Raw genomic sequence first — 12,207 nt, forward strand, 5'->3', positions numbered from 1 at the left:
ATGACTGATTGCGACGTTCTCGTCGTCGGCGGCGGGCCGGTCGGCGAGGTCCTCCTCGCCCTCCTCGGATCCCGGGGGATTTCCGCTATCGGATTCGAGAAGGACCACGAGGTCTGGCCGAAACCACGGGCCGTCCACTTCGACGGCGAGACCCTCCGCACCTTCCAGGCCCTCGGGCTCGGCGACGCCATCGAGGCCCTCTGCGAGCCGATGCTGAACTACCGGATGGAAAACGAGGCTGGCGAAGTCCTCCTCGACATTCCAACCGGCGCCCTGGGAATCCATGGCTGGCATGACGACTACATGTTCAACCAGCCAGAGTTCGACCGACTGATGCGCTCCGAGATCGAGAGCTACCCCTCGGTAAGCCTCCTCCCCGGACACAAAGTAAACAGCATCGCCCAGGACGAGGAATCCGTAAGCTGCGTCGTGACAGAGCCCGGGGGCGCTACCCGGACCTACACGGGCCGCTACCTCGTGGGCTGCGACGGGGCCTCGTCCCGTGTCCGCCACGACATCGGGTCAACCTTCGCAGTCCTCGGCCCCAACGATCCATGGCTCGTAGTCGACGGCCTCTGCGGAGATACCCCGCCTGTAGAGGGCAGCATGGTGTTCTTCGGACACCATTCCCGGCCCAAACTTTGGGCAGCCATGCCGGGGGGCCACGGGCGGATGGAGTTCAAAGTCCTTGAAACGGACAACGACGAGGACCTGACCGACCCCGACAAGCTCGGAGAGCTCTCCGGCGGGCTACTCACTCCCGAGAACTTCCACGTCGAACGCTCAGGCGTCTACACGTTCCGTTCCTTCCTCGCCGACCGCTGGAGAAATGGCCGGATCTTCCTCGCGGGGGACGCGGCACACCTCTCACCCCCGCTCTACGGCCAAGGGCTCTGCTCCGGCATCCGTGACGCCAACGACCTGTCCTGGAAACTCGCGGCCGTTCTGAGCGGCGGCGACCCGGCGCTGCTCGACAGCTACGAAGCCGACCGCAGCCCGCACGTCCGCGCCTGGATCGACCAGGCGACGCGAATGTCGGCCATCGTGCAAACCACCGACCCCAACGTCGCCGCCGGCCGTGACGCCCACGTCCGCAACAACCCCCAAGACACCGCCCCAAAGGTCCCCGTCCTGGGCGGCGGACTGCATGCTGGGCGGCCCACTCCAGCCGGTACCTGCGCGATCCAGCCCATGCTCGAAAACGGAGGGCGATTTGACGACCGCGTAGGCCAACGCTTCCTCATCGTGACCCGACCGGAATTATGGGCCTCACTCCCCCCGGACCTGCAGAACGGCATCTCCACGCAACAGGAGGTCCATGTGCTTGGGCCGGATGAAGCCGGACACGAGGAGCTCCTGGAGAGCGTCGACGCCGGCGCGCTGGTGGTACGCCCCGACAGGTACATCCTCGGGACCACTTCCAAAGCCGCGGAGCTCTCCGAGCTCTGCGCGCAAGTGCTCCGAATCCTGCAGCCCCTCCACGTCCACTGACCCGGGAAGGGCCCTGTCCGTACCGGCAGGGCAACTCCCGGGCGCCCATCACCACCTCTGAAAGCGGGAACACCCATGGCCCTTCCGGATACCGTCGACGCCCGGCCCCCAACAATTTTCCACCTCATGTCGCGGCGGCTCCAGGAAGACTCAGCCTCCACGAACCTAGGGATCACCGTCACGGACGCGGAACCCGGGCGGATCACCATGCGCATGCCCATCGCCCCAACCATGAGGAACGGCCACGGCATCCTCCACGGCGGGTACGTGTTCTTTCTGGCGGACACCTGTTTCGCGTTCGTTTGCGAATCCACCGGGCAGCCTTCCGTCTCCCGCCAGGCCGACATCACCTACATTGCCGCAGGCGGCAACGACGTCGAATACATCGAGGCAGTGGGAATCCAGCGGACCCGGTACGGCCGCAACAACATCGTCGATGTCTCCGTCCGCTCCGGCTCCGGGCTCCATTTGGCCGAGGCCCGCATCTTCGGCGTCGTCATCAACCCGTCCCAAAAATAGGCATGGGTCGGAGAACGTGGCCACATATGGCCGAGTGCCCTCGCGCGACCTACGCCGGACCCATATCCGTCAGTTGGTGTTCGCGCCGGAGACCGCGGTGAGTTGGCTTAGCCCGCTGGCCTTATCGCCGCGTCGAGGTCCGCGCTCACCGCTCGCACGTCGCCCACGGCGTTCCCGGACAGCAGCGGGCCGGGCTCGGGCAGGCGCCGCTTCCGCGCGATGACGCGCGCATGTTTGACGGCAAGTTGGCCACCGCCAGCATGCCTTCACGCATACACGGTTAAGGACATAGACCCGGGGGTCTATGTGAGGGGTATGTTTTTCGCTCATAAACGAGGGGAAAGGTTCCCTGCTAAATCAGCACAAACAGCCCCTTCCCGCTGCGATCACCACATGTTCACTGACTCTCGAGCTCCGACAGCACACGCCGGCCAAACTCGCCGTCGAGGGTGAAGGAAAGAGTTGGTGGTGCATCCGCCTAGGTTCCCGGAATTGAAGACTCGTCCATGGTTCGCCGCCGCTCGGATCTCGGTGGTGGTCACAGGAGGCTCACGGGCAGAGCACTCCGATGCCGTTATCTGCGGTTTTCCACATAGACCAAGACGCTTTACCGCCAGCCGTTCGCCGATGCTGCACTGGAGGAATGCTCAGCTATGAGGAACGGGTTCTCGTCATCCAGGAGCACGAGGATGGCCGCTGCTGGTGCGGCGAGACCTGGGATTGGCCGGCACCGCCCAGTCACCCAAGTGTTTAGGTTCGTGGCCGCTTCCCAGCACGGTCCTGGTCCGGTCTAGCAAAAACCGTTGCTGCGCTGCCAGAGACGTAGGGGAATCTCGTTCATCAGGGAGTCCATGGGTCCAGGATCGTCGGGTCACGTGGGTGGCGGCGATCTTCAGGAGAACCGTTGTAGCGAATCCCTCCGCTCACTTGGCAACTGGGCAATACTTTGCTGCGCGACTGGCCGCCTCTCGAGCCAGCTCGGAAAGAAATTCCGGCATGCGGATCGTTTGATCCCCGCTGCGGCCTGCCCGGCAGCTGTTGCTGATAGGTCGGCCGGAACGGAATCCCAGGAGACGCGGTGCGGTCTATTTGATTGGCGCTTTCGGTCAGGCATCGGGGCCTTACCCTTGCCTGTGAGGGAAACTAAAGTACTGCCGCCGGCCTTTCTAGTTGACGTGCATGGGGTTCGCCGCGACCGGCGTCCAGTCCGTTCCCTCGCCGGCCTTGTTCGTGCCGGGGATATCGCTCTTCTTCCTGGCTTCCGATGAACGCCTGGTCAGGAACGCCGAGTTCACCTGTCGGCAACGGAATGACTCTAACCTGACGGCGGTGACGCGTTGCTACAACCCAAGCTCTTTGGCTCGGGTGAACGCGGCGTCCGTTGCCTCTTTGAGGACCTGCTTGATTTCGCTAGCCTCCATCACAGCAATCGCGGCCGCCGTTGTGCCGTTTGGGCTTGTCACCTGGGCACGTAGTTCGCGGGGGGAGCGGCCCGTGCTTGCCAGCAGTTCGCTGGCGCCACTGAATGTTCCGTTGACGAGCAAAGCCGCCTGTTCGGGCGTGAAGCCCTTGTCAATGGCAACCTCGGTGAGGAGTTCAATGAGGCAGAAGACGTAAGCGGGACCGGAGCCGGAGATGCTCGTGACGGCGTCGAGCTGGTTTTCAGGAACGGTCAGGACGGAACCCACGGTTTGGAAGAGCCGTTCCACGATGGCCAGGTCCTGGTCACTCGCATGGGTTCCCGGGCTAATGCCCGTAACGCCCCTCCCCACCACTGCCGGGATGTTGGGCATAACGCGCACTACAGGCACGGTGGTCGGCAAGATCGATTCCAGCGCAGCGATGCTAATGCCGGCTGCGATGCTTACAACAACGGCGCCCGGTTCTACGGCCTCTGCGATTTCCTTCAGCACCTTGGGCACCACGTCGGGCTTGACTGCTAGGACTATCAGCCCTGCACCGGAAACGGCCTGGATGTTCGCGCTTGGAGTTGTGCTGGAATCGAAGGCTGTTACGCCCGCGTCGCTGAGCTCCTGCAGTTGCGAGGACCAGTGGCCGGTCGCGCGTATGCCGCCTTCGGCAGGTATCGAGGCATTCAGCAAACCCCTGATGATCGCACAACCCATGGCTCCTGCGCCAAGGAAGGAGGCGGGCAGGGGGATGGGGTGCAGTTCGCTCATGTTGTATTCCATTCTGTGTTTGAAGGTCTTGCCGGGATTGAGGCTGTCCGTCGGTCCAGCAGTCCGGCCTATTTCGCGCTGGATTCCAGGACGTCCTACTTCCGTCCAATGCCAGTCAGCGGACTTGTACTCGCGATCCCGGCCGGATCCGTGCTTGGCCGATGGCCAGTACACCTGTCTGTGAAGGCCGGAATGAATGCGCTAACCACACCCCTATTGGGCCCAACCTCTACATCACACGAGGCAGGTAAACTCCTGCCCGGGACCCACGGCTAGAGAACGGTTGTCCGAGTGAGGGAGAGCGATTTGGTCTCCCGGAAGAACAGGATCACAATCGCGGCGGAGACTACCGCCATGCCCATGAGGTAGAAGGCGGGAGCCAACGGGGTTCCGAATCCGGCAACCAGTCCCGTAGCCACGAACGGTGCGGTGCCGCCGAACAGGACGTAAGCCAAGGTGTAGCCGATCGCCGAGCCGGAGGCCCGCACGGAGCTCGGGAACATCTCCACGAGGGCCGGCACATTGGAGGTTCCGATCACGGCCACCAGGGCGCCCAGGATGCTCGTCCCCAGGATAGCGAACCCCAGTCCCAGTGGCATGATCGCGAAGGCGGGAATCGTCATCACCACGAAGCCAATGCACGCCACCAGGAGCATCCTCTTGCGTCCGTACTTGTCGCTGGCCCTGGCCGCGAGCGGGCAAACCGCGGTGTACACGAGCATCGTCACGACACTCGTGATCATGGACTCAGTGCTGGAGTAGTGCAAGCTCGAGGTCATGTACGCGATCATGTAGCTGCTCATCAGGTAGTACGCGATCGCGTTAGTGATGCTGTAGCCAAACAGGGTGAAGATCTGCCGAGCGCAGAGCCGGATGGCGTCGCCCAGGGGCCTTTCGGCCACTTTGCCTTTGTTTTCCAGGCCGCGGAACACCGGAGTGTCGTCCACGCGGGACCTGATGTACAGTCCGATCAGGCCCAGGGGGGCCGCGAGCAGGAACGGGACCCGCCAGCCCCAGGCCTGCAAGTCACTCGAGCTGAGGTTCGCGGTGATGGCTGCGCCGAGCAGTGCGCCGGCCACGGAGGCCAGGCCCACGGTGGCCGGGATGATGCTGGCGTACGTGGCCCGTTTCCCGGCCGGCGCGTACTCGACGATGAACGCCGAAGAGCCCGTATACTCACCGCCGGTAGTGAACCCCTGAACAGCTCGGAACACGAACAACAGGATCGGGGCCCACACGCCGATCACGGCGAAGGTAGGCAGGATGCCGATGCAGAATGTCGCGGCGCTCATGATTACCACGCACAGGCCCAGCATCTTGTTGCGGCCAATCCTGTCGCCGTAGCGGCCGAAGAACGCCGCACCCAGCGGCCTGGCGATGAAGCCTCCGGCGAAGATCGCCCACACGGCCAGCAGGGACGCAGTCGTCGAATAGTCCGGGAAGAAGAGTTTCGCGATGGTTACCGACATCACGGCATACGCCGCCGAATCGAACCATTCCACGAAGTTCCCGACGGCGGCCGCAGCGGCTACGCGCTTGAGGCTCCGGCGCGGGGAAGAGTCAGTCTCTGCTGAGTTGTCAATGAGGGTATTCATGACGCTTGTCCTTCGTGGGGGTCGGAAGGTGAAGAGTGAGGAAGTGCGCGGAGCTGTGCCCTTTGGACTTTTCCGGTAGACGATTTCGGCAGCGCGGAGACGTATTCGATAAAACGCGGGTAGGCAAAGCGGGAGAAGTTCGCCTTGACGTGGGCCACGATCGACTCACTCAATTCCGCGTCGCCAGTGTGGCCCGGCATCAATTCCACCCACGCTTTGATGGACTGGCCTCGGAGGTCATCCGGCACTCCCGTCACTGACACATCCCTGACGGGATCGAGTTCCCTGATGACCGCTTCCAGCTCGTACGGCCCCACCCGGTAGCCCGACGTCTTGATGACGTCATCGCTTCGACCGAGAAACCAGAAGTAGCCGTCCTCGTCAGCGTAGGCCTGATCCTTGGTGTGGTACCAGTCGCCACCGAACGCAGCGGCCGAGGCTTCGGGCATATTCCAGTATCCCAAGGGGAACTGCGGGTTGGAACGGGCCCGGAGGCAGATTTCACCGGTCTCGCCTGCCGGCACTTCCTGCTCGTTCTCATCCAGCAGGGCGACCTCCCAACCGGGGAGCGGCCGGCCCATGGATCCCGGCTTCACCGGAACAGCGGGAAAGTTGCCCAGCAAAGGGTAGGACTCGGTTGAGCCGTAGTAGTCCATCAACGTGACACCAAACTGGTCCCGGAACCAGAGGATAAGATCCGGCGTCAGCGGCTCATTGGAAGAACAGACTGTCCGCAGGTACAGCGGGAAGCGGGTGCCGGCGTCGGGCACGTCCTCCCGCATCTTGCGCAGAAACGTCGGGTTGACCAGCGCGCTGCTGACCTTATTGCGGCTCATGCTCTCCAACAACGACGCCGGGTCGAACCCTCCGGCGGGCCGGAACACCAGGTGCGTGGCTCCGGCCCGGAGCGGACCCATAAGCTTGGCGAGCGACCATGCCCAGTCCCCTGCGCCATAGAAGACGTCGCCGTTGCCGATCTGGTGGCAGTATTCGAACTCGTTGTGGCCCAGCAGCGTCCGGTGCGCATGGACGATTCCCTTGGCCCTGCCGGTGGTGCCCGAGGTGTAGAAGATGAGCGCGGGGTCGTCGGCGCGGGTCTCTACGTCCTCGAACTCGACCGGCGCGTTGGCGATTGCCGGGCTGTCGATGTCGATGAACGTCCCGTCGTACCCGTCGAACAGCGCCTTGGCTGATTCTTCGGCAATGATCACCGAGGCGCCGCTGTCCTCGAGCCGGAAGCGGATGGGTTCCGCGGCCCACAGCAGGGACATGGTGACCAGAATGGCACCGGTCCGCAGCACGCCGAGATAGGCAGCGGGGGCGTCGGCACGCTGCGGCAACAGCACGGCGACCCGGTCGCCTTTCTTGATGCCGGCGGTCTGGAGGGTGGCGGCGATTTGCCGCGAACGGTCCTGGATTTCGCCCCAGTTAATGTCCCGGCGGCCCTCGACGGCGGACTCAAGGATGAGCGCGCGCTTGTCGCGTGGGTGCCGGTCGGCGACGTCGGCCGCCATGTTGTAGAACTCCGGCACCTCCCAGCGGTGGGAGGCGAGCATGTCCGGGTAGCGGTCTTGCGTTGTCAGGGTCATTTCGGGTGTCCTTCAGCGTCCGCTGCCGGCGAGGAAACGGGCCATTTCGCGTTGCGGTTCGCCGGTGCCATAGGCCTCGCGATGGACCCGCTTGGCTTCGGCCATCGCGTCGCTCAGGTCATCTTCCTCGAGGCTGCGGAGACGGTTCTTGGTCAAACGAACAGCGCCCGGAGGCAGGAGGCTCAAGCGGGAGGCGAGTTCCTTCGCGTAATCCAGCACGCCGCCGTCGTCCGCCAGGTAGTTCAGCAGGCCGAGGCGCTGCGCCTCGGCGGCATCCACGAGCTCGCCAGTGAGGACGAACTGTGAAGTCTTGGACTTGCCGAGGATGCTCCACATGGCCCAGATTCCGGTGATGCTGGGGATGCCGGAAAGGACTTCAGGCTGGCCCATGCGGGCTTTGGTATCGCCGACGCGGAGGTCCGCGAGGAGCGCATACTGGAAGCCGGAGCCAGCCGCGACACCGTTGACCGCGGCGATGGTGATCTGGTCGAGGTTGCGGACGGCGCGGTAGAGGCGGTCGAAGCCGTCGATCCAGGCCTCGGCGGACGCGTGGTCCTCGGGGTTCATGGACGCGGTCTCGGCCAGGTCCTGCCCGGCGCAGAATGCGCGGCCGCTCCCGGTGAGGATGACGGTGCGGACCTCGTCGTTGCCCTTGAGGCCTTCCAGGTAGTCGATGAGTTCGTTGCGCATGGCCTCGGTCCAAGCGTTGAGCTTGTCCGGGCGGTTGAGCGTGATGATGGCCGTTGAGCCGGCTTGCTCGAAGAGGACTTCCTGGGACATTGGGGGTTTTCCTTCCGTGGATGCTGCGGGGATTACATCCATCAGACCATCCCGGAATGTGACCCGTCTAACATCAAAATCCACTCAGCGTGATACCAAACTGATATGATGCGGCATGGACATCCACCATCTCAAGTACTTCGTCGTGCTCAGCGAGGAGCTTCATTTCGGCCGCGCAGCGCAGCGCCTGCACATGGCGCAGCCGCCGCTGTCGCAGCGGATCAAGGACCTGGAGAAAGAGCTCGGTGTGCTGCTGTTCCACCGGCGACGCACCGGCGTCGAGCTGTCCGAGGCAGGCGCACTGCTGCTCGAACACGCGCGAAACGTGCTCGACGGCGTGGCCCTGGCACAGGAGTCGATGCGGCGGATCCGGCCGGGCGCTTCGGGCATCCTGCAGGTCGCCGTGCCGCCCGACACGAACCCGCGGGCGCTGCAGGCGATGGTCGCTTCGTTTGGGGCTGCCGCCCCGGACGTGCTCCTGAACCTGCACGAACTCACCACCGTGGAACAGGTAGGGCGGCTGCGTGACGGCGAACTGGACGTCGCGGTGGTCCGTCATCCGTTGAGCGCGGTGGGCTTTGAGTCGGGGCCGGTGCTGTCCAGGGCGTTGGGAGTGGTGCTGAATGCTTCGCATCCGCTGGCCTCTTCGGATGCTGTGCGGCTGGGTGATCTTGAGGGCAATCCACTGATCATCTTCCCGCGCCACATGGCCCCGGCGCTGTACGACGCGTTCCTTCAAACTTGCCGCGACGCCGGCTACCTGCCGGCCGCAATTGTGCACGCCCGGAACCAGCACTTCACCCATGGCCTGATCCTGGCCGGCCGCGGGGTGCACTTCAACGAAGAGCCGTGGACCCCGTTGCCCGCGGGGATTGTCTGGCGGCCGCTGGTTAGAGATCCCCTTGCTTGGCGGACCTCGGCGCTGTGGCTGAAGAGCCGAAGGTCAGCAGAGACAGATGCGTTTGTGGCGGCTGTGGCTGCGGGATTGGCTGCGGGCGGGCACGGGTAACTCGTGGCCCCCTGACGGCTCCAAACCATGAATAGCCCTCATTTAGATTTGAGACATGAAATCAAGGGACTGATCACGGGCGGGCCAGGGCTCCATCTGCTGAAGCCATTGTCGGCGGTTGCCAGCTGGGTGGCCCCGTTCGGGGTTGGGCTTGCTCGCATATAGTTCAACACGCTCGAAATGACAGGAAGATCAAACCATACGGTGAGGTCCCGGACCTTGAAAGCCGCCTCACCCGGTCGGGCGGGTTTCTTTTCCCGGGTCAGCCTGACCGGCCGGCCAACCATCATCGACGCCAGCGGTGGGTGTGGCATCCGGCGCCGCGTCCCCCACTACCTTGCCACAGCGGATCATTGTGATCACTTCCGAAATTTCCTTGACTTCACGCAGCTTGTGCGAGATGAAGAAAATTGATTTTCCGGCGGCTTGGGCTGCCGGATGATGTCCAGGAGCTCATCGGTTTCCTGCGGAGTAAGAACGGCCGGTCGTTGTGGCGGGACGCCACAAGGTACCGGTCCGGTGCTGATGGCTTGCCCGGACATGGACGACATCGGGAAGCTGGTGCGCTACGGCCACGGGATCCGCGCCATCTGCGTCATCACTTGGAACGCCGACCGAATCCGCTCGTGTGTCACGGCGATGAAACCGGACATTCTTGGCGACGGCCCGGACTGGAAGACTCCCTCCGCCGAACTCGACCCGATCGTCATGGAGGCTCTGAGAAGCCTGACGCTTACGGTGAATCACAACAACACGATATCGGCCGGCTTTGAGAAGGATCAGGTGGTCGGCGTACTCCTGGCGCTGCGCGACGCCAGAATCCCGATGGACGCCGACGCCATGCAGGGCTGGGCCCTTGCTCAAGAGTGGGCCGACAAGAATCCGGAGCGGCTGGCGCAGTACGTCCGGGACATCAACGGCGGGAAACGCCCGCGAGCCCGGCACGTGCTCCGTACGGACTATATCGACTACCTGCGGCAGAAGCTGGCATCGGGTGACGATCCTAACGCTGAGGATTAGGAATCGCAGTCGGGTAGTTTCACTACCCATCTTCTGGCTCCTCTGCGAGTCCGAAGAGCACGGCGATGTCGCTGAGTCGTCATCCCAGCTTTGAGGTCGCACGTCGTGCATGACGAGCCCCGGGCAGGAGCTCGGAAAGGGCTCTGTCTACCCGAAGAGCGCTGCTCCGCATGATGAGAAATGCCCGTCATTACAGGGAACACATCACATCATTACTTAAGGACATACCCCCGGCGGACCGCACAGCAGCACATGGTGTACCCCGGGCCGCGCAACCTCAAGGGCACGAAGGGCATCGCCTTGCCTTGAGACATCGCAAAGATCTTGGAAAATCCTGCCATGTCCCCTGTTTGACTCCGACTGGCGTCAGTCCAACAAATCAAAGTACGCCGTGCCCGTGTTCCAATCCACAGGATGCATCAACGTCCCAGCAGCAGGGTTCAGCGCGCTGTACATCATGCCATCCCCGGCATAGATGCCGACGTGCCCCCAATTATTGGGCCCTTGCGGGTTCTGCACCACCAAGTCCCCCGGCTGTGGATTGTCAGTTTGGTGCCCCACGGTCCACTGATCTACGCGCGGCAGGTTGATCCCCACCTGCCGGTAGGTCCATTGGACGTAGCCCGAGCAGTCCCAGGCTTTGAACGCCGTTCCACCCCACACGTAGGCCCCGCCCAGCCCTTCTTGAGTGAAGTGCAGGATGTCCTTCCGGATCTGGCTCAGATTCATCGGCATTACCGGCGCCGCCGAGCCGTTCGGAACACTGTCGCAAGAAGTTGGTGAAGTCGCACCAGCGAGCGCGTCAACGATTGCCGTTGCCTCAGGTTCCCACCGCGCGTACAGCTCTGGAAAGGCCGATACTTGAACAGCTTGCACAGCGTTGCCCTTATCCAGGGATTGCCAAGCCGGGAAATCGAGCAGTCCGCGGGGGCTGCCATGATTGGGACCGCTCGGGCCGCCGTAGAAAGCCCGAGCGTTGTAGTTGGGGTCCATTAGCTGCTCGATGGTCCCCCAGCCAGCGGCTGGACGTTGCTGGGCGGTGCCAAGAGAGTCGTGGTCGCTGCCGACTCCGTCGTGCCGAATCAAGAGCGAAGCGGGAAGGTTGTTGTTCGCCAGGACTCTTAATCCGGATTCCTGGAGGGCCATCATGATCGCGATGATTTGTCCGTCCCTCGGCACTCCCATTTGCTTTCCGACAGCAATGTAAATCCGCGCAACCGACACCTGTCCCGCGGTTATAGTCACCGGCGCCTGGCTGTCTGGCTGAATCTCCAGACCACTGGCTCCATCCGCTGACGGCCGACCATTGCCCATCGCGCCGACTGAGCAAGCACCAGCGCCGGTCGCCGAGTTGGCGGCAAACACTGCCACACCAGCGCAAAACGCAAAGGCACAGATCAGGGTCAGTGCCGTAACTACAGCCGTCGCTGCCCGCAGAATAGCCCTGCGCTGAGCGAAACCGGCCAGAACCGCGGGAACAGGCATCAGTAGACGATTCTGCTCGGCGTCGCGTAAAAGCCAACGACTACGCAATGATCGATCGGGGCTGTAGTGGCCGGTGGACAATCCACCATGACGCTCACGGGAGCGGCATACGCATTGCGGTCCGAGCTCGATTGATCCACAACGCTCAGAGTGGCTGTGCAGACGTGAAGCCCAACCCACGGCGCCGGGTGGTCGCGCACCTTGGCCAGCTCGCCGTCGCATACAAGGGACCGGACCGTCGCCGAACGGCGCGCCTGCTCCCCTGCCAAGGTTGCATAGGTTCCCGCGTTGACGCCGGTCGCTTCGAACTCCTGCACAAATACCGTTAGGGGGTTGGACCCGTCCGGCAGAACGTCCCACCAGTCCCGGAGCCGGGAGTAGACCTCAGAGTACGACGCCGTTCGCGTGTCCCAGGTGTAAATTGCCGTCGCTGCCGCGGAGGCGAGCCTCCGATAGTCCGTTGTGCGTGGTTCTCCGATCGTGGGTGGAGTTTCCAATGTGGAAGCCGCGGTCGGCGATGCGACGGGCGAGAAGGTCGA

General features: G+C 63.3%; 11 protein-coding genes and 1 pseudogene. 4 read left to right on the forward strand and 8 right to left on the reverse strand.

The window, feature by feature from the left end:
* Positions 1 to 1,491 carry a bifunctional 3-(3-hydroxy-phenyl)propionate/3-hydroxycinnamic acid hydroxylase gene (locus AC3WJU_RS14285; RefSeq protein WP_492260167.1) on the forward strand — a complete coding sequence of 497 codons (1,491 nt, stop codon included), beginning with the start codon at positions 1 to 3 and terminating at the stop codon, positions 1,489 to 1,491.
* Between the two features lie 75 nt (positions 1,492 to 1,566).
* A complete protein-coding gene (locus AC3WJU_RS14290) occupies positions 1,567 to 2,010 on the forward strand; it encodes a hotdog fold thioesterase (RefSeq protein ID WP_492260168.1) in 444 nt (147 codons plus the stop codon).
* A 1,340-nt stretch (positions 2,011 to 3,350) separates the two neighbouring features.
* Here AC3WJU_RS14290 and proC read toward each other — a convergent pair.
* The 4 genes from proC to AC3WJU_RS14310 form a co-directional block, all read right to left on the reverse strand.
* Positions 3,351 to 4,190, reverse strand: a complete 840-nt coding sequence (proC, locus tag AC3WJU_RS14295) for a pyrroline-5-carboxylate reductase (RefSeq protein ID WP_492260169.1) — start codon at positions 4,188 to 4,190, stop codon at positions 3,351 to 3,353.
* A gap of 272 nt (positions 4,191 to 4,462) precedes the next feature.
* Complete coding sequence (locus AC3WJU_RS14300; RefSeq protein WP_492260170.1) at positions 4,463 to 5,785, reverse strand: MFS transporter; 1,323 nt, start codon at positions 5,783 to 5,785, stop codon at positions 4,463 to 4,465.
* Positions 5,782 to 7,374: an acetate--CoA ligase gene (locus tag AC3WJU_RS14305; RefSeq protein ID WP_492260171.1), complete on the reverse strand. Its 1,593-nt coding sequence runs from the start codon at positions 7,372 to 7,374 to the stop codon at positions 5,782 to 5,784. The genes AC3WJU_RS14300 and AC3WJU_RS14305 overlap by 4 nt, the downstream gene beginning before the upstream one ends.
* A 12-nt stretch (positions 7,375 to 7,386) precedes the next feature.
* Positions 7,387 to 8,154, reverse strand: a complete 768-nt coding sequence (locus AC3WJU_RS14310) for an enoyl-CoA hydratase/isomerase family protein (protein ID WP_492260172.1) — start codon at positions 8,152 to 8,154, stop codon at positions 7,387 to 7,389.
* Positions 8,155 to 8,269: 115 nt separating this feature from the next.
* Between AC3WJU_RS14310 and AC3WJU_RS14315 the strand changes: the two genes are divergently transcribed.
* On the forward strand, positions 8,270 to 9,163 hold the full coding sequence (locus tag AC3WJU_RS14315; protein WP_492260173.1) for a LysR family transcriptional regulator: 894 nt from the start codon (positions 8,270 to 8,272) through the stop codon (positions 9,161 to 9,163).
* A gap of 200 nt (positions 9,164 to 9,363) precedes the next feature.
* Here AC3WJU_RS14315 and AC3WJU_RS14320 read toward each other — a convergent pair.
* Positions 9,364 to 9,645, reverse strand: a pseudogene (locus AC3WJU_RS14320) (heme ABC transporter ATP-binding protein); the annotation flags it as partial.
* 58 nt (positions 9,646 to 9,703) lie between these two features.
* On the opposite strand from AC3WJU_RS14320, the gene AC3WJU_RS14325 reads away from it, so the two are divergent.
* Positions 9,704 to 10,183, forward strand: a complete 480-nt coding sequence (locus AC3WJU_RS14325) for a DUF1889 family protein (protein WP_492260174.1) — start codon at positions 9,704 to 9,706, stop codon at positions 10,181 to 10,183.
* A 216-nt stretch (positions 10,184 to 10,399) separates the two neighbouring features.
* Here AC3WJU_RS14325 and AC3WJU_RS14330 read toward each other — a convergent pair whose 3' ends face one another.
* The 3 genes from AC3WJU_RS14330 to AC3WJU_RS14340 all read right to left on the reverse strand — a co-directional run.
* Complete coding sequence (locus AC3WJU_RS14330) at positions 10,400 to 10,516, reverse strand: ATP-binding protein (protein WP_492260177.1); 117 nt, start codon at positions 10,514 to 10,516, stop codon at positions 10,400 to 10,402.
* A 33-nt stretch (positions 10,517 to 10,549) separates the two neighbouring features.
* Positions 10,550 to 11,668: a C40 family peptidase gene (locus AC3WJU_RS14335; RefSeq protein ID WP_492260175.1), complete on the reverse strand. Its 1,119-nt coding sequence runs from the start codon at positions 11,666 to 11,668 to the stop codon at positions 10,550 to 10,552.
* Positions 11,668 to 12,207 (reverse strand): hypothetical protein (locus tag AC3WJU_RS14340; RefSeq protein WP_492260176.1); only part of this gene is annotated, 540 nt, incomplete at its 5' end. The genes AC3WJU_RS14335 and AC3WJU_RS14340, both read right to left, overlap by 1 nt.

It is taken from the genome of Arthrobacter sp. FW306-1B-F12A (assembly GCF_058781865.1).